At 28.5% G+C, this 22,545-nt stretch carries 24 protein-coding genes; 10 read left to right on the top strand and 14 right to left on the bottom strand.

The genetic code is table 11. The features are described from left to right. Positions 1 to 21: 21 nt before the first annotated feature. From lpxK to ubiA, 4 genes are read right to left on the bottom strand one after another with little or no spacing between them, the layout of a single operon-like run. Complete coding sequence (gene lpxK, locus ACTT9R_RS03155; protein ID WP_440926612.1) at positions 22 to 972, bottom strand: tetraacyldisaccharide 4'-kinase; 951 nt, start codon at positions 970 to 972, stop codon at positions 22 to 24. Next, the gene (locus ACTT9R_RS03160) at positions 953 to 2,215 is read right to left on the bottom strand and encodes a 3-deoxy-D-manno-octulosonic acid transferase (protein WP_440926613.1); all 1,263 of its coding nucleotides are present in this window, start codon (positions 2,213 to 2,215) and stop codon (positions 953 to 955) included. Before ACTT9R_RS03160 ends, lpxK begins: the two co-directional genes overlap by 20 nt. Then, positions 2,215 to 3,900, bottom strand: a complete 1,686-nt coding sequence (locus tag ACTT9R_RS03165; protein WP_440926614.1) for an ABC transporter ATP-binding protein — start codon at positions 3,898 to 3,900, stop codon at positions 2,215 to 2,217. The genes ACTT9R_RS03160 and ACTT9R_RS03165 overlap by 1 nt, the downstream gene beginning before the upstream one ends. 55 nt (positions 3,901 to 3,955) lie before the next feature. Continuing rightward, positions 3,956 to 4,819, bottom strand: coding sequence for a 4-hydroxybenzoate octaprenyltransferase (gene ubiA, locus ACTT9R_RS03170; RefSeq protein WP_440926615.1), 864 nt, complete (start codon positions 4,817 to 4,819; stop codon positions 3,956 to 3,958). 52 nt (positions 4,820 to 4,871) lie between these two features. On the opposite strand from ubiA, the gene ACTT9R_RS03175 reads away from it, so the two are divergent. Next, positions 4,872 to 5,276 (top strand): DUF2721 domain-containing protein, encoded by a 405-nt coding sequence (locus ACTT9R_RS03175; protein ID WP_023854756.1) that lies wholly within the window; start codon positions 4,872 to 4,874, stop codon positions 5,274 to 5,276. Here the strand turns inward: ACTT9R_RS03175 and ACTT9R_RS03180 are convergent. Genes ACTT9R_RS03180 through ACTT9R_RS03190 form a run of 3 tightly spaced genes read right to left on the bottom strand, consistent with a single transcriptional unit; the run spans position 5,269 to position 7,766 of the window. Next, positions 5,269 to 6,243 (bottom strand): quinone oxidoreductase family protein, encoded by a 975-nt coding sequence (locus tag ACTT9R_RS03180; protein ID WP_440926616.1) that lies wholly within the window; start codon positions 6,241 to 6,243, stop codon positions 5,269 to 5,271. The genes ACTT9R_RS03175 and ACTT9R_RS03180 overlap by 8 nt on opposite strands. Positions 6,244 to 6,246: 3 nt before the next feature. Further along, on the bottom strand, positions 6,247 to 7,083 hold the full coding sequence (locus ACTT9R_RS03185; protein ID WP_440926617.1) for a pirin family protein: 837 nt from the start codon (positions 7,081 to 7,083) through the stop codon (positions 6,247 to 6,249). A gap of 20 nt (positions 7,084 to 7,103) precedes the next feature. Beyond that, complete coding sequence (locus tag ACTT9R_RS03190; RefSeq protein WP_440926618.1) at positions 7,104 to 7,766, bottom strand: haloacid dehalogenase type II; 663 nt, start codon at positions 7,764 to 7,766, stop codon at positions 7,104 to 7,106. 16 nt (positions 7,767 to 7,782) lie between these two features. Between ACTT9R_RS03190 and ACTT9R_RS03195 the strand changes: the two genes are divergently transcribed. From ACTT9R_RS03195 to ACTT9R_RS03235, 9 genes are all read left to right on the top strand, one after another. Beyond that, a complete protein-coding gene (locus ACTT9R_RS03195) occupies positions 7,783 to 8,481 on the top strand; it encodes an RsmE family RNA methyltransferase (RefSeq protein ID WP_440926619.1) in 699 nt (232 codons plus the stop codon). Positions 8,482 to 8,542: 61 nt separating this feature from the next. Then, positions 8,543 to 9,358 carry a cytochrome c oxidase subunit II gene (gene coxB / locus ACTT9R_RS03200; RefSeq protein WP_440926620.1) on the top strand — a complete coding sequence of 272 codons (816 nt, stop codon included), beginning with the start codon at positions 8,543 to 8,545 and terminating at the stop codon, positions 9,356 to 9,358. Between the two features lies 1 nt (position 9,359). Continuing rightward, the gene (gene ctaD, locus ACTT9R_RS03205) at positions 9,360 to 10,994 is read left to right on the top strand and encodes a cytochrome c oxidase subunit I (protein WP_271560297.1); all 1,635 of its coding nucleotides are present in this window, start codon (positions 9,360 to 9,362) and stop codon (positions 10,992 to 10,994) included. Between the two features lie 33 nt (positions 10,995 to 11,027). Beyond that, positions 11,028 to 11,939 carry a heme o synthase gene (cyoE, locus tag ACTT9R_RS03210; protein WP_440926621.1) on the top strand — a complete coding sequence of 304 codons (912 nt, stop codon included), beginning with the start codon at positions 11,028 to 11,030 and terminating at the stop codon, positions 11,937 to 11,939. Between the two features lie 118 nt (positions 11,940 to 12,057). Further along, entirely contained in the window at positions 12,058 to 12,591 is a 534-nt protein-coding gene (locus ACTT9R_RS03215; RefSeq protein WP_440908323.1) for a cytochrome c oxidase assembly protein, read from the top strand. A 9-nt stretch (positions 12,592 to 12,600) separates the two neighbouring features. Then, entirely contained in the window at positions 12,601 to 13,389 is a 789-nt protein-coding gene (locus ACTT9R_RS03220) for a cytochrome c oxidase subunit 3 (protein ID WP_023854769.1), read from the top strand. A 9-nt stretch (positions 13,390 to 13,398) separates the two neighbouring features. Next, on the top strand, positions 13,399 to 14,052 hold the full coding sequence (locus ACTT9R_RS03225; protein ID WP_440926622.1) for an SURF1 family protein: 654 nt from the start codon (positions 13,399 to 13,401) through the stop codon (positions 14,050 to 14,052). Next, a complete protein-coding gene (gene thrC, locus ACTT9R_RS03230) occupies positions 14,053 to 15,435 on the top strand; it encodes a threonine synthase (protein ID WP_440926623.1) in 1,383 nt (460 codons plus the stop codon). Beyond that, positions 15,432 to 15,920 carry a redoxin family protein gene (locus ACTT9R_RS03235; protein WP_440926624.1) on the top strand — a complete coding sequence of 163 codons (489 nt, stop codon included), beginning with the start codon at positions 15,432 to 15,434 and terminating at the stop codon, positions 15,918 to 15,920. The genes thrC and ACTT9R_RS03235 overlap by 4 nt, the downstream gene beginning before the upstream one ends. Here the strand turns inward: ACTT9R_RS03235 and rnhA are convergent. The 7 genes from rnhA to crtI are packed head-to-tail and all read right to left on the bottom strand — an operon-like array spanning position 15,912 to position 22,536. Continuing rightward, positions 15,912 to 16,337 carry a ribonuclease HI gene (rnhA, locus tag ACTT9R_RS03240; protein ID WP_440926625.1) on the bottom strand — a complete coding sequence of 142 codons (426 nt, stop codon included), beginning with the start codon at positions 16,335 to 16,337 and terminating at the stop codon, positions 15,912 to 15,914. The two genes, ACTT9R_RS03235 and rnhA, sit on opposite strands and share 9 nt — an antisense overlap. Further along, positions 16,337 to 17,302 carry a homoserine kinase gene (locus tag ACTT9R_RS03245; protein ID WP_440926626.1) on the bottom strand — a complete coding sequence of 322 codons (966 nt, stop codon included), beginning with the start codon at positions 17,300 to 17,302 and terminating at the stop codon, positions 16,337 to 16,339. The genes rnhA and ACTT9R_RS03245 overlap by 1 nt, the downstream gene beginning before the upstream one ends. Before the next feature lie 3 nt (positions 17,303 to 17,305). Next, positions 17,306 to 18,250, bottom strand: coding sequence for a 4-hydroxy-3-methylbut-2-enyl diphosphate reductase (gene ispH / locus ACTT9R_RS03250; RefSeq protein ID WP_440926627.1), 945 nt, complete (start codon positions 18,248 to 18,250; stop codon positions 17,306 to 17,308). Then, positions 18,240 to 19,175, bottom strand: a complete 936-nt coding sequence (locus ACTT9R_RS03255) for a Brp/Blh family beta-carotene 15,15'-dioxygenase (RefSeq protein ID WP_440926628.1) — start codon at positions 19,173 to 19,175, stop codon at positions 18,240 to 18,242. Before ACTT9R_RS03255 ends, ispH begins: the two co-directional genes overlap by 11 nt. A gap of 1 nt (position 19,176) precedes the next feature. After that, positions 19,177 to 20,238 carry a lycopene cyclase family protein gene (locus ACTT9R_RS03260; RefSeq protein WP_440926629.1) on the bottom strand — a complete coding sequence of 354 codons (1,062 nt, stop codon included), beginning with the start codon at positions 20,236 to 20,238 and terminating at the stop codon, positions 19,177 to 19,179. After that, entirely contained in the window at positions 20,225 to 21,076 is an 852-nt protein-coding gene (locus tag ACTT9R_RS03265) for a phytoene/squalene synthase family protein (RefSeq protein WP_440926630.1), read from the bottom strand. Before ACTT9R_RS03265 ends, ACTT9R_RS03260 begins: the two co-directional genes overlap by 14 nt. Beyond that, entirely contained in the window at positions 21,076 to 22,536 is a 1,461-nt protein-coding gene (gene crtI / locus ACTT9R_RS03270; protein ID WP_440926631.1) for a phytoene desaturase family protein, read from the bottom strand. Before crtI ends, ACTT9R_RS03265 begins: the two co-directional genes overlap by 1 nt. Between the last annotated feature and the right edge of the window lie 9 nt (positions 22,537 to 22,545).

Raw genomic sequence — 22,545 nt, forward strand, 5'->3', positions numbered from 1 at the left:
ACTATATATTGAAAAAAATATTTAAATTTTCTCATTAATTTTTGATTTTAAATATTTTACAAAATTTTTTTCATTTATAAAGTTTATTTCAACTTTCACAAATTTAATTTGTTTTTGATCCTTCTTAGATAATTTTACAAAATCTTTTTCAGTAGTAATTATGTCTGCATTAAATTTTTTTGCTTCTTTTTTTATGTTTTTTAAATCTTGTGATTTATAATTATAATGATCTGGAAAAATTATTTCTTTTGTAATATTAAATTTATTTTTCTTTAATATTTTTTTAAAGTTTTCTGGATTTCCTATTCCAGAAAAAATTAAATATTTTTTTGATTTATTAAAGTTTTTCAAATTTACTATTGAGGTAAATGTATAAAAAATTTTTAAATCTTTGTTAATCTTAACTAATTTTTTAGCAAAGTTTTTTGCGTTTTTGATATTGTCTTTTAGAAGTACACAATCATATTTTTTAATACTATTAATATTCTCTCTCAAAGGTCCAGATGGTAAAAGATTACCATTTCCAATCAAATTTTTTGTGTCAAAACATAAAATCTGCAAATCATAAGTAACTTTATCATCTTGAAGTCCATCATCAAATACAATTACTTTATTTTTGTTATTTATAGCTAGATTAAAAATTTTGTGCCTTGTATTTAAGCTAATTACTTTTGAATATTTTTTTAAGACAGCAATTTCATCAACCTGGTTTTTATATTTTTTTTTCCCTACTACAGTTTTGTACTTTAATCTTTGTAAAATTTTGTAAATTTTTATTGTTGATGGTGTTTTTCCAGTTCCACCCACGTAGATATTACCAATACAAATTGATTTTATTTTTATATATTTTTTTTTCTTTTTAAGATTTAAGAAAAAATTTTTTATAATTAAAATTATCGTAAAAGGTAGCAATAAATAAGCTAATACATTTGGTTTTTTTAAGTCCCAAAATTTAGGTTTTATAAGTTTCATTCTTTAAAAATTCATTGATTTCATTATAAGTATTAATTAAAATTTTATTTCCAATTTTAGTCAATTTAAGTTTAATTTTTTTAGAATTATCATTTTTTAAGAAAAATTTATTCAAACCTCTTATCATTTGACTTGTGTTGTTAATTTTAATTGAAACTTTTAATCTGTCTAAATATTCATAAATTTCTTTGAAATTGTCAGTATTTGGTCCATGCAAAATATTGCATCCGTACCTTGTTGCCTCAAGAGGATTTTGTCCACCATGTTTTATTAAGGATCCCCCCAGGAATACATTCTTGCAAATATTATAAATTGATTTGGTTTGTCCATAGGAGTTAACTATATAAATATCAGTATTTTTGTTTATTTTTTTTTTTGATTCGTGTTCGTACACCAGTAAATTTAACTTGCTGAGCTCATCTTTTATAATATGGGTTCTTTCAATATGTCTAGGAATTATAATTGTTAAAACATTTTTATATTTTTCCTTTAGTTTTTTATGTGTAAGGCCACATAATTTCTCTTCATTGAAATGTGTGCTTGATGCACACCAAATTTTCTTTGATGATATAAATTTTTCTAATTTTTTAAATTTAACAATTTTTTCATTTTCGGATTGAGAAAATTTTAAATTTCCAAAATATTTCAAATTTTTTACACCTAGTTTCTTTAAATAATTTTTTGATATATTGCTACAAGCAAAACTCAAGTCTATTTTTTTAAATATAAAATTTGAAAATTTAGGAAAATTTTTCCATCTTTGAAAAGTTTTTTTAGTTATCCTTCCATTTAAGAGAATTATAGGAATTTTTTTTTTTGATAAATTTATAATTGTGTTAGGCCAAATTTCTGAGTCAATAAAAAATGCTACAGATGGTTTCCAATAATTTATAAACTTTTTGCAGTTAAAATTAGTGTCTATAGGAAAAAATTGGTGAATGACTTTTGAAAATTTAAATTTTTCAATTATTTTTGAGGAACTTAATGTATTAGATGTAATCAAAATATTGACAATTTCTTTTTTTTTTTCAAACTTTTCTATTAAAGGTATAATGCTTTGTATTTCACCAACACTTGCACCATGAAACCAAACAAGCTTACCTTTTTTTTTAAACTTTGAAAAATAACACAGTTTTTCCTTAAATCTTTCTGGGTGTTCTTTTTTTTTAAATAATCTAAAAGCAATAATTATGGGTGAAATAATATAAGTTATATTGATTAAAAATCTGTAAATATGTATCATTAAGATTTTTTAATTTGTTTTTGATAAAAGTTCTTATAAATATCTGACGATTTTAAAAGTTCTTCATGATCTCCCTCAGCGCTTATTTTACCTTTATCAACTACATAAATTTTATCTGAATTAAGAATTGTTGATAATCTATGGGCTATTACTATAGTTGTCCTACCTTTTGTTAGAAAATTTATTGCCTTCTGTATTTTATCTTCTGTTTCTGCATCTAATGAGGATGTTGCTTCGTCAAGCAAGATTATTTGGCTTTTTTTCAAAATTGCTCTCGCAATTGAAAGTCTTTGTTTCTCACCTCCAGACAATCTTATTCCGTTTTCACCAATAAGAGTTTCATATTTATCAGGGAGTTTTTCAATAAATTCATTCGCAAAAGAATACTTTGCTGCCTGTTCTATATCTTCCATGGAAGCATCTAAATTTGCGTATCTTATATTATTTATAATGGTATCATCGAATAAAGTAGTATCCTGACTAACAAGCGAAATATTTATTCTAAGTGAATTTATAGTAGAATTATATATTGATTGTTTGTCAATTTTTATGTCGCCATTATTTATGTCATAAAATCTTGGAATTAAATTTAATATTGTTGATTTACCTGCCCCACTGTGCCCCACTAGTGCTGTCATTTTAGATCCAGCAAAATTTAAATTTATTTTTGACAAAATATCTTTTTCAGTTTTTGGATATTTGAAAGTTACATTTTCAAAAGAAATTGTTCCTTCGTTAACAATTATATCTTTTGCGTCATTTTTTTCTGTTATTGATGGAATACTATCAATTATAGGCAAAACTCTTACAGCTCCAGCAATTCCTTGTTGAATAGATATGTTAATAGTTGCTAGAGATCTTACTGGTTGGTAAGCCAACATCATTGCGGCAAGAAATGAGAAAAAATTATTAACCTCAAGTTCATTTTTAGACACTAAATTCGCAGCATAAAAAATTAAAAAAGCAATCATTATTCCAGTTAAAAACTCCATAATTGGAGAGGCTCTCACAAAAACAATAGCAATTTTTTTTTGTGCATCTTTTAGATTATTTATAAACTCAAAAGCTCTTTTTTTTTCGTATTTTTCCTTTTGAAAAATCTTAATTAATTTGTGGTTCTTGAAAATCTCCATCAAATATGAAGTAAGTATTCCTGCCCTGACCATTTGTTGGGTAGCAACTTTTGTAATTCTTTTACCTAAACTTTTTGCTGCAAAACTTGCTAAAGGTATCATAATTATTGCAATTAATGACAATTTCCAATTTTGATAAAACATTACACTTAATAATCCCACCAGGGTTAAGGAGTCCTTGAATAAATTTAATACAACTGTACTTAGTAAATTTGTAATCTGACTTACATCGTTAGTTAAATTCGCAATAAATTTTCCTGAATGTTTGTTGTCAATTACATCAGTATCTGCCTTTATTAACGATGCGAATACATCATTTTGTATATCTTTTTTAACCTCTTCAGATACACCAATCATTAATACTCTTGCAAAATATAAAGAAGCCCCTTTAATTGCAAAAGCTAGAACTATTAGACATGGAATAACAATTGCTAAAGACTGATCTTGTTCAATGAAAAGTTTTTTTATCGCAGGATCAAGCAGGTAAGCAACAGAGGAAGTGCTTCCCGCAAGTAATAATGAAAAAACAAATGAGATAATTATAGTCTTCATATATCTATGTGTATAACTTTTGTAAAGTCTCTTAATTATTTCTAGTTTATTCATTTTAAAGTTTACCTGCAATTAGGGCACTAAACACAATTAGCCCTAACATATTGTTGGATTTAAATATCTTAAGACAGTTTTCTTCGTCGTTTATATTTAGTTTTCTAATTTGAAAATAAAACATGTGAATAAGTATAATTATAAATATGACCAGACTTAGATTATTAAAATTCATATAGTTAGCAATTATTATTAAACTCGTGAAGAAAATTAAATAGCAGGAAATTAACAAAGCATTGGGTCTTTTTTTAAATTTAATTGAAGTTGATTTTAATCCAATTATCTCATCGTCTTTTAAATCTTGAAACCCATATATTGTATCATAACCCAATGTCCAAAATATGGCTCCAAAATAAAACACAATTGGAATTAAATCTATTTGGCCCTTGGTTGCTGTCCATCCAAGTATTAATCCATAATTAAATGTTATACCTAAAAATAATTGAGGCCAATAAGTAAACCTTTTCATTAGAGGGTATGTGAAAGCAAGCGGCATAGAACCTAATGCTAAAATAATTGTAAATAAATTAAAATTTAACAAAACTAATAATGCTAAAAAACACAAAATCATCGAATAAATAATCGCAAGCTTTACTGACACCTTACCAGAGGCAATCGGGCGATTTTTAGTACGGAATACTTTGGCATCAAACTCTTTATCAAGAATATCATTAACTATACATCCGGCAGACCTCATCAATACTGAACCTAAAAAAAATAAAATTAAATAAAAAAAATAGTTATTTAGATTTGAGGAAAAATCATATGCTATTGTTAGTCCCCAAGCACATGGCCAGAACAGAAGCATAAAACCTATAGGTTTTTTTAATCTGGTTAACTCAATGAAAAGTTTTACTTGGTTCATAATATTTTACTTGTAAATAACAAAGGCTAGTTTCATAATCAAATTGATTCGTATGAATATTGATTACACAGTCACAGCACTAATGTTTCCAGCAATTCCTTTATTAATGGGTGTATATAGTAACAGATTTCATTCCCTCAGTATTTTAATTCGTCAGCTTCATGACGAGCATGTTTACGAAAAACATATTCCGCCCGAATGGAAAAAACAGTTTATTAATTTGAGTGGAAGAATAACACTTCTTAGGTGGACTATACTTTTTGCAGCTTTTGGATTTCTATTTAACATGTTAACTGTATTTGCTCTTTATTTAGATGAAGTTTTTCTTGCCAGAGTTATTTTTGGATCTTGTTGTCTATCGATGATTATATCTATAATTTTTTTTATTAGAGAAATTCAAATTTCAACAAATGCACTTAAACTTCATATGTCAGATATGGATGTTGATGTTAATTAGGAACAATTACAGCAGGTCCTAAAATTTTTCTTCCTTCAAGATCTTTATGAGCTTGAACCACCTCTTCTAAATTATACTTTTTAAAAATTTTAATTTTTACTTTACCAGAGCTAATTTTTTCAAACATTGTTTCTGAGGCTTCATCTAACTCTTCTCTTGTTGAAAGGTATTGTTGCATAGAAGGTCTTACAAGATACAGTCCTTTTGGTTGAATAACTTTTGGTACATTAATATCTGATAATGGTCCAGATGCATTTCCAAATGAGACCATCATTCCTCTAACTGCTAAACATTCAATTGATCCATCTAATGTATCTTTACCAACACCATCATAAACAACAGGGACACCCTTACCGTCAGTAATCTCTAAAACTTTTTTTGCAAAATCTTCTTTATTGTAATTAATTACATGATCGTAACCATTTTCTTTTGCAATATTTACTTTTTCTTCTGATCCAACTGTACCTATAACAGTACATCCTAAATTTTTTGCCCATTGTCCAAAAATCTGACCTACACCACCAGCAGCTGCGTGAAATAAAATTGTTTCTCCTGATTTAACTGGATAAGTTTTATGTAAAAGATAAAAAGTTGTTAATCCCTTGGTCATCAAGGTTGCTGCTATTTCGAGATCAATACCATCTGGTACTTTAACTAAATTTTTAGTTGGATAGTTTCTATGTGAAGAATAGGAACCTAAAGGAATACCTGCATATGAAATTTTATCACCAACCTTAAAGTCTTTTACGCTGTCCCCAACATCAGTAATAACCCCAGCGCCTTCTAGACCTAAACCAATCGGGAGTTTTAACGGGTACAAACCCGATCTATGGTAAGTATCAATGTAATTAAGACCAATTGCTTTTTGTTCAATGGTTACTTGATCTGGTCCAGGTTTATCTAAAGATATATCTTTAACTTCTAAAACTTCAGGTCCACCGGTTTTATTGATTTCTACAGCTTTCATAATTTATTTTACAAATGTACCATTATGATAATCTTGAACTGCTTGCAAGATCTCAGCTTTGGTATTCATTACAAATGGCCCACCTCTAGCTATTTCCTCGTTAATTGGCTTACCTGAAATAACCAAGAATTTTGCATTTGACTTAGCTTTAACTGTTAAATCTTCACCTCTTGTTAAAAGTATTAAAGTACTATCTTTCACATTTTCATGTTTGTTTTTGCCTATTTCAATTTCACCACTAATTAAATAAACAAAAGTATTGTGGGTAGATTGTAATTTAAAATTGAAATATTTACCTTTGCTGAGTTTAACATCAAAATAAACTGGCTCAACGTTATGACCTTTTAATGGTCCCTCAGCTTTTTCAAATTTTCCAGCTATTACTTTTACTTGTTTATCATCATCTTTATGAACACTCATTTTATCAGCATCAATATAAATATATTCAGGTTTACTCATTTTTAATTTAGCCGGCATATTGATCCACAATTGAAATCCATGAAGTTTTCCCTCTTTCATTGCAGGCATTTCAGAATGAATAATTCCACTACCTGTTTTCATCCACTGAACATCACCAGCAGTCATTCTTCCTTCACCACCAGTGCTATCTTTGTGCTCAAAATCTCCAGCTAACATATAAGTAACTGTTTCAATTCCTCGATGAGGGTGGGGTGGAAAACCCGCTATATAATCCTCACTATTTTCTGAACCAAATTCATCAAGCATTAAGAAAGGATCAAAATAGTTTGGCTCAACACCAATACTTCTTTTCAATTTAACTCCGGCACCATCAGAAGCTGAAATAGGGTCTATAATTTTACTTACTTCAATATTTTTCATATTTTACACATAAGAATTTTTTATATTATATCAAGTAGCTTACTAAGGTCCTCGATTTGATGCTTTGGTACATAATCTAGATTATCAAAAATATTACTATTTCTATTAACCCAAATAGAATTATAACCATAATTTCCACCACCTGATACATCCCAAGTGTTAGCACTTAAAAAAGCAACTTCATTTTTTTTAATATTATATTTTTTAATTGGTATATCGTAAACTTTAGAGTCTGGTTTATAAACTTTAACTTCATCAATTGAAAAAATATCATCAAATATATTTTCTAAATTATTACTTTTAACCAATTCATTAAGAAGGGAAGGAGTACCATTTGAAAGAATAGCAAGTTTAAAATCTTTTTCTTTTAATGATTTTAAAACTTCGGGAACCTCTTTAAATGGTGAAAGAATTTTATAAAGATCTAATAACTCATTTTTCATTGAAGTGTCTATCTCATAAGTTTCCATTGATTTATCTAAACTATCCTCTGTTACTTGCCAAAAATCCTTATGACGTTTCATTAAACTTCTTAGCCAAGTATATTCTAATTGTGTAGTTCTCCAATAATTAGCGAAACCTTCCCACTTATCACCTATTTTATCTTTACATTTTTCAGCAGCCGAGTTGACATCAAATAAGGTGCCGTAAGCATCAAAAATTATTGCTTTAATATTTTTCATAAACTAACTTATCAATATGAGTAACATTAGATTATTTTATTCAAAAAGTTTATCTCTTAATTTGACTGACAAACTTGATAAATCTCAATCTCACTACGTTTCAAAAGTTATGAGACTTAAAGAGAAAGAGGTTTTTTCTCTTTTTAATAGTAGTGGTGAATGGGAAGCTAAAATTTTGAATATAACCAAAAGCGTAGTTGAATTTTATGTTACAAAACAATTAAGACAGAAAGAAAATATCAAAGATCTCTGGCTAGCATTCTCTCCTATCAAATCAAATTACTTTAATTTTATGATACAAAAAGCTACAGAGCTTGGTGTAACTAAGTTTTTACCAGTCATCTTTGAAAGAACGATTGTCAGAAAGATAAATAAAGAGAGATTGAAAAAAGTAATCATAGAAGCAGCTGAACAGTCAAATAGAATAACAGTTCCATCAATTGATGATCCTCAAAAATTAAAAAGCTTTCTAAATAATGATATGGATTTAATATTTACTGACCTCAATACTGCTAATACAAAAATTGATCTTTCAAAGTTAACAACTAAACCCACTTGTGTAATCATAGGGCCTGAAGGAGATTTTTCTGAGCAGGAGAGGGAGGAGATTCTCAAATTTAACGGTGTTCAGTCTGTTAAAATCAATGAAAACATCTTGAGATCTGAAACAGCTGTAATTTCTGCTCTATCGATCATAAATTACGCCATTAATTGATATTTTGTCGCTAAAAGTAAAAGTGTATTTTTTTAAAAGACACTCTATATAAGTTAAAAAAATGAAAAAATTTTTATATATATTTCTAACATTCTTAATCACTTCAAGCGCATTCGCTAATCAACCAGTTGATTGGCAATTAGGGTTTCAAAAGGCTGCTTCCGAGACTATGAGAGATATAGTTAACTTTCATGATAAATTGTTGTTACCAATTATAATAACAATCAGTGTTTTTGTTCTATTTCTGATGGTTTATGCTTGTATAAGATTTAGAGCTTCAGCAAATCCAGTTCCATCAAAAAGAACTCATAATGTTGCTGTTGAAGTTTTATGGACTTTAATTCCATGTTTAATTCTGATCGTGATGGCTGTACCATCATTTAAAATTTTATACAAACAAGATGCAATTCCAAAAGCAGACATAACTGTTAAAGCTATTGGATATCAATGGTACTGGGGATACGAGTACCCAGACGAAAATATTTTCTTCGACTCTTACATGATCGAAACTAAAGACTTAAAAGAAAATGAGCCAAGACTGTTAGCTGTAGATAATGAACTGGTTGTTCCAGTAAATAAAGTTGTTAAGGTAATGATCACTGCTAATGATGTTCTACATGCTTGGGCTCTGCCTTCATTTGGAGTAAAACGAGACGCTGTGCCTGGAAGAATAAATGAAACTTGGTTTAAAGCAGAAAAAGTTGGAACTTATTATGGTCAATGTTCTGAACTGTGTGGAATTAAACACGCGTTTATGCCAATTGAAGTTAGAGTTGTTACTGAAGAAGAATATGAAGACTGGTTGTTAGACGCTAAAGTAAAATTTGCAAAAGAAATTAATGAACAAGATCAATTTAAAAAACTAGCGAGTAAATAATATGTATACACAAACAGCATCACACGACGATCATCATACGCCAACTGGTTGGAAACGTTGGGCTTATTCAACTAACCACAAAGATATTGGAACTATGTATCTAATATTTGCAATTATTGCAGGTGTGATAGGTACTGCATTTTCAGTTTTAATGAGAATGGAATTGATGCATCCAGGTGATGGAATTTTAGGTGGAAACTATCATTTGTATAACGTCTTAGTTACTGGTCATGGTTTGATCATGATTTTCTTTATGGTTATGCCAGCAATGATAGGTGGCTTTGGTAACTGGTTTGTCCCAATAATGATCGGTGCACCGGATATGGCTTTTCCTAGAATGAATAATATTTCATTCTGGTTGCTGCCCACGTCTTTCATATTGTTAATTATGTCGATTTTCATGGATGGTCCTCCAGGTCAAACAGGTGTTGGTGGTGGATGGACAATATACCCTCCATTGTCATCTACAGCAGGTCAACCAGGTCCAGCAATGGATTTTGCAATATTAAGTTTACACTTAGCTGGAGCTTCTTCGATTTTAGGTGCAGTAAACTTTATTACTACGATTTTAAATATGAGAACTCCTGGTATGACACTTCATAAAATGCCTTTATTTGCATGGTCAATATTAGTAACAGCTTTCTTATTATTGTTATCATTACCAGTTTTAGCAGGAGCGATTACGATGCTTCTAACAGATAGAAACTTTGGAACAGCTTTCTTTGATGCTCAAACTGGTGGAGACCCTGTTTTATTCCAACATTTATTTTGGTTCTTTGGTCACCCAGAAGTTTATATTTTAATCTTACCAGGTTTTGGAATGATCAGTCATATTGTTTCAACATTTTCTAGAAAACCAGTTTTTGGATACTTAGGAATGGCTTATGCAATGGTTGCAATTGGAATAGTTGGTTTCGTTGTTTGGGCACACCACATGTATACAGTTGGTTTAAGCACGGACACAAAAGCATACTTTTTAGCTGCAACGATGATCATTGCAGTTCCAACAGGTATAAAAATATTTTCATGGATAGCAACTATGTGGGGTGGTTCGATTTCATTTAAAACTCCAATGGTTTGGGCTTTAGGATTTATATTTTTATTTACAGTTGGTGGAGTTACTGGAGTAGTACTTGCGAATGCTGGAGTGGATACTGCAATGCATGATACTTATTATGTTGTTGCTCACTTTCATTACGTACTATCTTTAGGAGCTGTATTTGCAATTTTTGCAGGATTTTACTATTGGTTTGGAAAAATGACTGGTTACGAGTACTCAGAGTGGATGGGTCAATTACACTTCTGGTTAACTTTTATCGGAGTGAACTTAGTTTTCTTCCCACAACACTTTTTAGGCCTTGCGGGAATGCCAAGAAGATATGCTGACTATCCAGATGCTTTTGCGGGATGGAATTACATTTCCTCAATTGGTTCATATATTTCTGTAATTGGATTGGTAGTATTTTTTATTAACCTTGCTTATGCGTTTTATAAGAAAAAGGCTGCTGCACAAAACCCATGGGGAGAAGGTGCTACAACTTTAGAATGGACTGTACCATCTCCGCCTAATTTTCATACTTTTGAAGAATTACCAAAGTTTGAAGATGAAGAGGGTGTTGAAAAATCTACTAGCTAAATATAGTAAATAAGATTTTTTAACTATAAATTAATGATTAAGTCTAAATTAAAAAATAGAAACTTATCTCAAGAAGACGCCTTTAATTTATCTGAATTATTTAAATTAATGAAACCAAGAGTAATGTCTTTGGTTATATTTACATGTGCAGTTGGATTGTTAATGGCTCCAAATATAATTCCAACAAAAGATGCAATCATTGGAATAATTTTAGTTTCAATTGGAGCAGGAGCAGCTGGGGCTTTAAATATGTGGTATGAGTCAGATTTAGATGCTCTTATGACAAGAACTTGTTTGAGACCAATTCCGACAGGCAAGGTAAATAGAAATCAAGCACTAGTATTTGGAATTTCTCTTTCGATTTTTTCTGTAATTGCGCTTGATTATTATTCTAACAGAATATCAGCTAGTTTATTACTTTTTACTATTTTGTTTTATGTGTTTGTTTATACAATTTGGTTAAAAAGAAAAACTCCACAAAATATAGTGATAGGAGGAGCTGCAGGAGCATTACCTCCAGTGATTGGTTGGACTATAGCTACTAATTCTTTAACTCTTGAGCCAATTACATTCTTTTTGATTATATTCTTTTGGACGCCTTCACATTTTTGGGCTTTAAGTTTGTATAAATCAGATGATTACAAAAAAGCGAAAATTCCAATGCTTCCACTAACAAACGGTGTTGAGAGTACAAAATTAAATATATTTGTCTATTCTTTAACAATGTTACCAGTAATTGTTCTACCTTATGCAATTAACTTTGTAGGTATAACTTTTTTAATCCCATCTTTAATTTTGACAATTTATTATAATTATTTATGTTTCGACCTTTATAAATTTAAAAAAAACAAATTTGATGCAAAAAAAGCAAAATCTATTTTTGGATATTCAATTTTGTATTTATTCTTAATTTTTGTTCTTTTTTTAATTGATAAAATTTTATGATAACACCTGACAAAAAAACAAAGAAAAAAAATATTATAACTGCAATAGCAATTTTAGCGTTTATGGTATTTTTATTTGTTTTTACTTTATACAATGTAGGAGTATTTGATAGACAGATATGATTAAAGGCAAAACATTAACTCCTTTACTTTTAGCTGGGATTTTTGTCCTTATGTTGGGATTGTCTTTTGCAGCAGTACCTTTGTATGATCTATTCTGTAGAGTTACAGGCTTCGGAGGAACAACCCAAGTATCTAAAGAAGCTCCTAAAATAGTATTAGATAAGGTTGTTAGCGTGAGGTTTGATACAAATGTAAACAATCTTGAATGGAATTTTAAAGCAAAATCAAACGTGATTGATGTGAAAGTTGGCCAGGTCAACAGAATAGAATTTGAAGTTGAGAATATTGGAGACGAAACGACTTATGGTGTAGCAAGTTTCAATGTTTCACCGGCGAGTTTTGGTAAATATTATAGTAAATTAGGATGTTTTTGCTTTGAAAAACAAGAGTTGAAGGCTGGAGAGAAAGCAACTTACGTAATGACTTTTTATTTAGACCCTGACCTTGTGAACGACCCAACAACAAAAAATCTACAAGATGTAACTATGTCGTACACTTTTTTCTCGACAGATTACTATAAACAATCATAATCACGAAAAATGTCAGCAGAGAAAAAACACGATTACCACTTAGTTGATCCAAGCCCTTGGCCAATCTATACATCTTTTGCATGCTTAGTATTAGCAATAGGTGCAATTTTTTATATGCATAACGGTATTTCCTGGGGAATGTATCTTGGTTTAGCGTTATTAATTTATGGTGCGTACATGTGGTTTAGAGATGTAGTTATTGAAGCTGAGCATCAAGGTCATCATACTCCAGTTGTTCAAATTCATCATAGATATGGAATGACTTTATTTATTGCTTCAGAGGTAATGTTTTTTGTTGCATGGTTTTGGGCTTACTTTGACATAAGTTTATTTCCAAATGAATTTGTTGGAAATGTATGGCCACCAAAAGATATTGAAACATTTGATCCTTGGGACATTCCTTTAATAAATACTTTAGTTTTATTATTATCAGGGACAACCGTTACTTGGGCTCATCACGCTTTATTAGAAGATGATAGAAAAGGCTTTATACAAGGTTTAACACTGACTGTTATTCTTGGTTTCTTTTTTACATTATTGCAAGCATACGAATACCATCACGCTACTTTTACTTACTCAGGCCATATTTATGGAGCTGTATTTTATATGGCAACAGGTTTTCATGGTTTTCACGTCATAATTGGAACGATATTTTTAGCAGTATGTTTGTGGAGAGGAAGACTTGGTCATTTTACTAAAGATCACCATTTTGGATTTGAAGCGGCTGCTTGGTACTGGCATTTTGTTGACGTAGTGTGGCTATTCTTATTTGCTGCAATTTATATTTGGGGAAGTTAATATTTATCCTTGAAGAATAAATTTCTATTTTCAGTATTTGTTTATTTTATTATTTTAACTCTTCTCTCCCTAGGGTTTTGGCAGATTTATAGATTAAATTGGAAATTAGAATTAATTGAGCAAATAGAAAATACTTTAAAAAATGACCCAGTGGAATTATCCAATGTTGAAAAAAAAAACTATCTTAGAATAAAAACAAGTGGAGATATTGATTTTGATAAACAAATTTACTTGTACAATTTAAATGATGCAGGGAAACCTGGATTTGAGGTAATTAATCCAATAAAAATTGGTGACGAAAATTACTTAATAAATAGGGGATGGATACCTTTTAAAAAAAAAAACCTACCAGAAATAAATTTAGTTGATCAAAATCAAATAGTTGGCACTCTTATGCTTCAAACTAAACCAAGTATATTCAAACCAGAAAACGATATTGAGAAAAATTATTGGTTTACTTTGGATAGAGAAGATATTTCAAAATTTACTGGAAGAAATTTTTCAGACTATGTCATTTATTTAAACGGTGATTATAAAATTCCAAAACCAAGAGTTATTACTGCTAAAATTTCAAATAACCATAAGAAGTATGCAATTACTTGGTTTTCTATGGCGATTTCAATTCTTTTAATATATTTATATTTTAGGAAAAAAAATTATTAAATGAAATACGTAAGTACTAGAGACACATCAAAAACCTTTGAATTTAAAGACGTTTTTATCAAAGGCCTTGCTGATGATGGAGGTTTATTTGTTCCAGAAGTATTAGTGAAATATGGGGAAAATGAAATTAGAGATTTTAAAAAACTTAGTTATTCAGAGTTAGCAAAAAAAATTGTTTATCCATTTATTGGTAATTTTATATCTGAATCTGAAATGAGTAAAATTATTGATAAATCTTACTCCACATTTAGAAAAGACAACGTTGTAGATTTCATAAAGATTGGAGACAAAACAATATTAGAATTATTTCATGGTCCTACTCTAGCTTTTAAAGATGTTGCCATGCAACTTTTAGGTAACTTTTACGAATATTACCTAAACAATGAAAATCAAAAAATTAATATTGTTGTTGCCACATCTGGAGACACTGGTGCTGCAGCAATTGATGCAATTAAAGGTAAAAAAAATGTTAATATTTTTGTGCTTCATCCAGACAATCGTGTTTCACCAGTTCAAAGAAAATTAATGACAACAGGTAAACATGAAAATGTATTCAATATAGCTATAAAGGGAAATTTTGATGATTGCCAAAATCTGGTTAAATCTATGTTTGCAGATAAGAAGTTTTCAAATGATATAAAAATGTCAGGGGTAAACTCTATTAATTGGGCGAGGATTATTGCCCAAAGTGTTTATTATTTTTATAGTTATTCATTGGTTGAAAATACAGGTGAACCAACAAATTTTTCAGTACCAACAGGAAATTTTGGAGATGTTTATGCCGGATATTTAGCCAAAAAAATGGGTTTGCCTATAAATAAATTAATTGTTGCAACTAATCAAAACGACATTTTACATAGAGCAATATCAAAAGGTAGTTATGAAGCAGAAAAGGTTTCAGAAACTATTTCTCCTAGTATGGATATTCAAATAGCTAGTAATTTCGAGAGACTTATATTCGATCTTAATAATGAGGATGATAAACAGACTTCATTAGATATGAAAAATATTAAAGAGAATGGAAAATATTTAATTGGTGATGATAAATTAAATAAAATTAGAGAAAATTTTTTATCAGCTAGTCTGAGTGAGAATGAGACTTTGGAGGTTATTAAAAAGGTGTATGAAAAATTTTCTGTAGTTTTAGATCCACACACAGCAATTGGATATGGTGCTTTCGACAAACACAACCTAAGAGGAAATAATATTGTATTAGCAACTGCACATCCATGCAAATTTCCTGATGCTGTTTCCAAAGCTATTAATTTAAAATCTGATTTACCAAAAGAACTCGAGTTTATTTTGAATGAAAAAGAAGATTATGATATAGTAGAAAATAATTTAGAAAAAATTAAAAACTATATTATAGGTAAAACAAAATGAAGATTAAAGAAGGGGAACAACTTCCAAATTCAGAATTTTATTATTTAGACTCAAGTGGAGCAGCAAAAAAAATAACTACAGCAGAAGTTTTTAAAAATCATAAAACAATTGTGATTGGTGTTCCTGGAGCATTTACAAAAGTTTGTTCTGCAAAACATCTTCCAGGGTATGTTAATAATTACGAGGAAGCAAAGAATAAAGGGGTTACAAAAATTATTTGTGTTTCAGTTAATGATCCAAATGTGATGAAAGCATGGGGAGATAGTCAAAAAGTTGAAGATAAAATATTTATGGCTGCAGACCCATATTGTGAATTTACTAAATCAATTGGAGCAGAAATAGATAGACACGATCGGGGTCAGGGAATGAGGTCAGCAAGGTATACAATGTTAATTGACGACAATGTTGTAAAGAAAATACAAGCAGAAGAAGATACTGCCACTTGTGAAATTTCAGCAGCTCAAAATTTTTTAAAATTAATCTAAATTTGCAGCCTTTTTAGCTAGTAAGTCCACCTCTTCATTTAAAGGGTTTCCATCATGAGCTTTAACCCAATTCCATTGAATATTAAGCGATTTATTTAAATTATATAGATCAATCCATAAATCTTTATTTTTAACATCTTCTTTTTTTGAGGTTTTCCAATTATTAGCTAACCAAGTATTAATCCATTCAGTTATTCCATTTTTTACATATTGAGAGTCGGTATATATTTTTATTTCAACACCAGGCTTCATTTTTTTCAATGCATTAATTGGGGCTAACAACTCCATTCTATTATTTGTTGTATTTTTTTCATTACCACTAATTTTTTTTATTTCTTTTCCATCATTTATAATTGCAGCCCATCCACCATCACCTGGATTTGTTAAACAAGAACCGTCTGTATAAATTGTAATCATTAAGTTAAATAGTCTTTAAATGAACCTAAATTATTGTGAGAAAGCAATTTTTGATAATATTCATTAGGGTCTTTAATTTTAATCAATGCTGTTTTTGGTGTATTTGAGTAGTCATACAATCTTGTTAACAAATACCTTAATGCTGCACCTCTACATAAAATATTTATAGATTTCTTTTCCTTTATTGAAATTTTTTTAACACTTTCATATCCTTTGATTAAATTTTTAATTTTTTTATGATTCATTTGGAATTTTCTCTTTTTATAGTCAAAACAAAGAGCATTGATGCATATAGCAATTTCATACATAAAATAATCATTAGCAGCAAAGTAAAAATCAATAATTCCTGAAAGTTTATTTTTTTTGAAGAATATATTATCTATGAATAAGTCACCATGTATAATACCACTGGGCAATTGTTTAGGCCAATTTTTATTAATATCTTTTAGGTTATTTTTTAAGAATACTTTTAAATTTGAAAACTTTTTTGACTTAAATTTAATACTCTCCAGTAAAGGTTTTAAATTCCTTATACCCATCGAATTTTTTCTATTAAGCTTCATTTTATTTGTTGCTACATGCATTCGAGCAACTGTTTTACCAATTATATAACAATCATTTATATTTAATATTTTTTTATCTTTGCCCTGTAAGAATGATACAATACATGCAGTTTTATTTTTTAATTTAATAAGATATTTATTTTCTTTGGTTTTCAGTGGCTTGGGACAATTTATTTTTGAATTATTCAAATTATCCATTAACTTCATAAAAAAAGGTATTTCTTTTTGTAAAACTCTTTTTTCAAAAATAGTTAAAATGTATTTTTTCTTTTTTGATTTAAGAAGATAGTTTGTGTTCTCTATTCCTTGTTTGATACCTTTAAAACTTTTTATTTTATCAATATGAAAATTTTGATTAATAATATTTATTTCTTTTTGATTTATTTTTGTATAAACAGCCATTTTTTAATTTAATTTTTTGGGAACTTTAAATACTACGTCTTCTTTAATTATTTCAATTTCATTAATACTTATAGAAAATTTATTTTTTAAATCATTAATAAAATTTTCAACTAATATTTCTGGTGCAGATGCCCCTGATGATATACCTATAGTGTTGCAATTTTCTATTTGATCATATGGTATTGAGCTTTCTGAGTGAATAAGTTGCGAATTTTCACAGCCTGATTTTTTTGCTACTTCAACTAGCCTAACAGAATTCGAAGAGTTTCTACTTCCAATAACAAAAAACATATCACAATTCTTTGCAATATTTTTTACTGCCATTTGACGGTTGGTAGTTGCGTAACAAATATCTTCTTTCATTGGTTCTTTTATGTTAGGAAAATTGTTTTTTAAAATTTTGATTATCTCTTTTGTGTCATCAACTGATAAAGTAGTCTGGGTAATATATGCTAATTTTTTGTCTAGTTTATTATTATAGTTTAAAGCATCTTCCTCATTTTGAATTAAATCTATAGAACCTTCATTTAATTGACCCATAGTTCCAATTACTTCAGGATGATTTTCATGACCAATTAAAATTATATGGTAACCAGCTTTATTAAGATTTTCTGCTTCTCTATGAACTTTAGAAACAAGTGGGCATGTAGCATCCACATAAGTCATTTTATAACTTTTTGCATCTTCAGGTATTTTTTTCGGAACACCATGCGCTGAAAAAATTACTGGTCTTGATTTATCCTTTATCTCCTCCAGCTCTTCAACAAATATTGCCCCTTTATTTTTTAAATCATCTACAACATACTTATTATGCACTATTTCATGACGCACATAAACTGGAGCTCCAAATTTTTGTATAGATTTTTCTACTATTTCAATTGCTCTTTCTACTCCAGCACAAAATCCACGAGGTGCAGACAATAATATTTTTAATTCTTTATTTTTCATTTTTTTCTAAAAAATATTCCAGCAATATATGTGGAAAGGTTAAAGACGCCAAACCTATAAATATTATTTTTAAAATTGCACTATCTAAATTGTTAGAATAACTAAGCAGATATAGTACAAAAAAAGAAAAAACAGCCGTCAAAATTGTTAAAAGTAAAGCTTTTTTAACAAACAATCTAAATCCATTAATTAAATTATTTGGATCAAGGTCAATAGCTAGTGAAATTGAGTGTCTAATCGAATGTAAAAAACAGAAATAAACAGTAAAAGCTATTAGAGGAGATAAATAATAATTTAATATTAAAATTGAAAAATAATCTAAAAAAACTACAAATTTTTTAATTTCAAAATTCATTAAAAAAAGAAAAATACTAGAAAGCGTGCTGCAGATTATTCCTATTTGAATTATATTATTTGATTCAATAAAATTTAAACTTGAATAAAATACCTCATTATCGACTAATAATAATTTAAAAATCGCTATTGTTTCCTGAAAATGAAAATACAAAGGAGCAAGTATAATTAAAAATCCTTTAAAAAAATAAAGTATTTGAGTTAAATATGAACTATCATTAATCAAAAATTGTGTATCTTCTCTACCAAAGTGGTATGAGGCTATTATTAAAAAAAGAATTAAAGTCAAAGATGGTAATATCATCCAAGTTACTATGACTGTTGCTGAAATTAAAATATATATAATATAGAAAATATAAGTTGACTTTATATTGAATAATCTTAGTAGTTTTTTTCCTTTAATATGGTCTAACGAACCATGAGATACGCCCACAATTAAAATTAAAAGCAAACATAAAATTGATGAAATATTTAAATTTTTAAACTTAAACAATAAAATGCAAAAAATATTTACAACAAAGAAAAAAATAAATGAATGATTCAAATTTATTTTTTTAATCTTATTATTCATATTAGATTATTTCTTTTACAAATTTCCATTTAGGCATTTTAAGTATAACTTTTAAATCTTCAGAAAGATCACTTTTATTTGATAAAAACTTTATTGCAGTTTTCGGTTCGGCATTAAATACTTTCAGAAATATATTTCCCATTTCTGAGGAATTATTTTTCAAAACTCTTAAAAGAATTTTGTCTAAAAAATCATACTTTTTATGGATTTTATATGCTTTTACTTTTCTAATATTTTCGATGTTTTCTCTAATGTACTTACTTTGCTCTTGAATGTTCAAGAAAGTGTATCCAGTACTCAATCTTGTCATTCCTCCTGCGGAACCAATAAATATTTCTTTAGAATTATTTATTTTTTCTCTAAAAAGTGGGATAGCACCCTTTTCTTTAAAATTAATTTTACAATTTCTTATGTTAAGATCATTGCCCAAGTAATTATCAATTTGATCTTCATAATCCTCAAGGTTTTCATTATTTAGTTCTGATATCCATGTTGTTTCTACTAGCGCATTTCTTTTTGTAAATGGAAGAGTGTAAAAAAAATGAACTCTGTTTCTCTGATCACAAGCAAAATCCATTAAATTGAAAATTTCATCATCAAAAAAGTCTTTATCAGTCTCTATTTCTACTCCATAAAAATGTTGCCACAACCTACCTTGATTGTTATCAAAATTAGGCACACTATTAAAAACAATAGAATCTGATTTATCTACTTCATCAATATTTTTAAAAAACTGAATATTTTTATTTAGTTTAAGTTTTGAAAGTATTTTTTCATAAAATCTACCACTATCAATAGTCTGGTATGGAGTAGACTGGCAATCTACATGTTTTGTTTCATTTGGTGTATTTATTGTGAAATTAATCCAATTTTTTTTAACGCAGTCATCAAAGTTATGCGAAAAAACTTTCCAAAAAGACCAAGTCTTATCTCTTTTATACTCTTCTCTTGGTTCAATGATTGCTAAAGTTTTATTTTTTAATTTATCATGAATTTCTAACTCATATGCTAATGAAAGACCTGCGCAGCCTCCACCTATAATAACGTAATCAAATTCTTTCATTTAAATTTATTTCTTCGTAAATTAAATCATGATCATGTTCAATATTATCATCGTTTTTACTTATAAGTGATAACTTAATTAAGTCAAAAATCGATAATAAAGTTTCAATTATTTTCTCAATATTTGAAACGTAAATTTTCCCTGAATTTTTATAATTTTCTAAGTTTTTTTTATTTAAAATTTTATATCCTATTTTTCTATAAACTCTTCTTGCAACTAAAATAGAAAATCTGAAGCTAAGTGGTATTTCTTTTATTGAGTAAAATGAGTTTTCATAAAATTTTTCTGAAAGTTTGATTGCAGCTTCAATATCTTCAAAACTTTCGTTTATATAAAATCTATTATTTCTTTTATCTTCTATTACATCTCTAGAAATATTTGTTAATTGCATTGCAATTCCAAGATCAATAGCTGATTTTAAAGATTGTTCTTTGTGAACATTCAATATTTTAGCCATCATCAATCCAACTGTTCCAGCCACCCTATAGGAATAAATTAATAATTCTTTTTTTGAATTAAGTTTAACATTTTTTTTTATATCAGAATTAATACCCTCAAATAAATCGTCTACAATTTTAGTTGAAATACTAAATTCATTAATAAGATCCCACATGTTTTTAATAACTGGATCATCATAATTTTTATTAACAAAATTATTCCTAAATTTAATAAAATTATCTTTTTTTATTTCAATCTTATTTGCATCGTCAGCAATATTATCTGCTTCTCTACAGAAATCATAAAGCGCAGAGCATTTTTCATAGGTTTTTTTTGGTAAAAAAAAACCTGCCCAATTAAAAGATTTTGCGTAAAGAGCTAAATAATTCTTAGTTAACATTAAAATAATTTATCTAAAACCTTCGCTGAAGAGAGAACACCTGGAACACCGGCCCCAGGATGTGTGCCCGCACCAACAAAGTATAAACCATCATATATTTCTGATTTATTATGAAATCTAAAATATGCGGATTGTGTAAATTTAGGTTGAATTGAAAAACCTGATCCAAATTTTGTGTTTAATTCTTTTTCAAAGTAATCAGGTGTTAAGTAAAAATCTTCAACTATATTTTTTTTAAGATCTGGCATTAAGTCTTTTTCCATTTTTTCAATTACAAGATTTTTCATTTTTTCACCCTCAGTTTCCCAACTTATTTTTGACTGATTGTTAGGAACTGGCACTAACACATAAAAACAATCATTTCCTTCTGGAGCCATAGTCTTATCAGTCGCTGTAGGTCTGTGAAGGTAATAGCTAATATCATTATTTAATTTTTTCTTATCAAATATGTCATCAAGATGTTCCTTATATTTATTTCCAAATTTTATTGTGTGATGTTCAACATTCTCATAAATTTTTTTTGTTCCAAAATAGTAAACAAATAAACCCATAGAATATTCCATTCGGTTCTTTTTCCAATTAAACAACATGGAACTCTCGTTGCTTTTGCTTAACATTTTTTCATAAAATGCAGGCGGATCTGCATTACAAACAACATTATCTGCAGCAATTTCATTTTCATTATTTAATTTTACACCAGTTATTTTATTATTTTTTGTTATAATTTCTGTTACTTCGCTGTTTTTTATTATTTCAATACCAACCTCATTCATTAACTTTTCAAAACCTTTGATTATATTTCCTGTCCCTCCAACTGAATAATGTATTCCCCATTTTTTCTCTAAATAAAGAATTAAGCCATAAATTGAAGTGGTGGTAAAAGGATTTCCCCCAACTAGTAAAGGATGCATACTAAGCATTCTTCTGAGTTTTTCATTTTTTATATAAGATGAAACAAGTGAGTAAACTGATTTGTAACTTTTAAGTTTTAATAGTGCAGGCAATTGTTGCATCATTACAAAAGGTTTATTAAATGGCACATCTGCAAGTTCTGAAAAACCTTTATCAAATATCTTTTTTGTGAAATTAACTAGTTTTTCATATCCATTTACATCTTCTTTGCTAAGCTTCTCAATTTGCTCTTTCATCTCTATTTCGTCGCCTGAATAGTTAAATTTAGTTTTGTCCTCAAAAATAAACTGGTACCAAATTTTAAGTGGAGTTAGTTCTATATAATTTTTTGGATCTTTATTGAATAACTCGAACAATTCATTAATTAAGTAGGGTGCAGTAATTACTGTTGGTCCAGCATCATATATAAATCCGTTTTTTTTAAAAACTCTTGCTCTTCCACCTAGATCTGGATGTTTTTCTATTAATTTTACGTTATGTCCTTTTGCCTTAAGTCTTAGTGCTGCTGCGATCCCACCAAATCCTGATCCAATGACTATAGAGTTCATTTTGATAAT

Origin of the sequence: Candidatus Pelagibacter sp., from assembly GCF_052049835.1 — a bacterium.
GTDB lineage: Bacteria > Pseudomonadota > Alphaproteobacteria > Pelagibacterales > Pelagibacteraceae > Pelagibacter.

Coding starts and splice junctions, on each gene's coding strand:
- ACTT9R_RS03235 (WP_440926624.1), top strand. CDS start 15,432: ATGAAGATTAAAGAAGGGGAACAACTTCCAAATTCAGAATTTTATTAT.
- ACTT9R_RS03260 (WP_440926629.1), bottom strand. CDS start 20,238: ATGAAAGAATTTGATTACGTTATTATAGGTGGAGGCTGCGCAGGTCTT.
- ACTT9R_RS03165 (WP_440926614.1), bottom strand. CDS start 3,900: ATGAAGACTATAATTATCTCATTTGTTTTTTCATTATTACTTGCGGGA.
- coxB (WP_440926620.1), top strand. CDS start 8,543: ATGAAAAAATTTTTATATATATTTCTAACATTCTTAATCACTTCAAGC.
- ACTT9R_RS03185 (WP_440926617.1), bottom strand. CDS start 7,083: ATGAAAAATATTGAAGTAAGTAAAATTATAGACCCTATTTCAGCTTCT.
- ACTT9R_RS03220 (WP_023854769.1), top strand. CDS start 12,601: ATGTCAGCAGAGAAAAAACACGATTACCACTTAGTTGATCCAAGCCCT.
- ACTT9R_RS03245 (WP_440926626.1), bottom strand. CDS start 17,302: ATGGCTGTTTATACAAAAATAAATCAAAAAGAAATAAATATTATTAAT.
- ACTT9R_RS03215 (WP_440908323.1), top strand. CDS start 12,058: ATGATTAAAGGCAAAACATTAACTCCTTTACTTTTAGCTGGGATTTTT.
- ispH (WP_440926627.1), bottom strand. CDS start 18,250: ATGAAAAATAAAGAATTAAAAATATTATTGTCTGCACCTCGTGGATTT.
- ACTT9R_RS03180 (WP_440926616.1), bottom strand. CDS start 6,243: ATGAAAGCTGTAGAAATCAATAAAACCGGTGGACCTGAAGTTTTAGAA.
- ubiA (WP_440926615.1), bottom strand. CDS start 4,819: ATGAACCAAGTAAAACTTTTCATTGAGTTAACCAGATTAAAAAAACCT.
- rnhA (WP_440926625.1), bottom strand. CDS start 16,337: ATGATTACAATTTATACAGACGGTTCTTGTTTAACAAATCCAGGTGAT.
- ACTT9R_RS03175 (WP_023854756.1), top strand. CDS start 4,872: ATGAATATTGATTACACAGTCACAGCACTAATGTTTCCAGCAATTCCT.
- ACTT9R_RS03160 (WP_440926613.1), bottom strand. CDS start 2,215: ATGATACATATTTACAGATTTTTAATCAATATAACTTATATTATTTCA.
- ctaD (WP_271560297.1), top strand. CDS start 9,360: ATGTATACACAAACAGCATCACACGACGATCATCATACGCCAACTGGT.
- thrC (WP_440926623.1), top strand. CDS start 14,053: ATGAAATACGTAAGTACTAGAGACACATCAAAAACCTTTGAATTTAAA.
- ACTT9R_RS03255 (WP_440926628.1), bottom strand. CDS start 19,175: ATGAATAATAAGATTAAAAAAATAAATTTGAATCATTCATTTATTTTT.
- lpxK (WP_440926612.1), bottom strand. CDS start 972: ATGAAACTTATAAAACCTAAATTTTGGGACTTAAAAAAACCAAATGTA.
- crtI (WP_440926631.1), bottom strand. CDS start 22,536: ATGAACTCTATAGTCATTGGATCAGGATTTGGTGGGATCGCAGCAGCA.
- cyoE (WP_440926621.1), top strand. CDS start 11,028: ATGATTAAGTCTAAATTAAAAAATAGAAACTTATCTCAAGAAGACGCC.
- ACTT9R_RS03195 (WP_440926619.1), top strand. CDS start 7,783: ATGAGTAACATTAGATTATTTTATTCAAAAAGTTTATCTCTTAATTTG.
- ACTT9R_RS03190 (WP_440926618.1), bottom strand. CDS start 7,766: ATGAAAAATATTAAAGCAATAATTTTTGATGCTTACGGCACCTTATTT.
- ACTT9R_RS03265 (WP_440926630.1), bottom strand. CDS start 21,076: ATGTTAACTAAGAATTATTTAGCTCTTTACGCAAAATCTTTTAATTGG.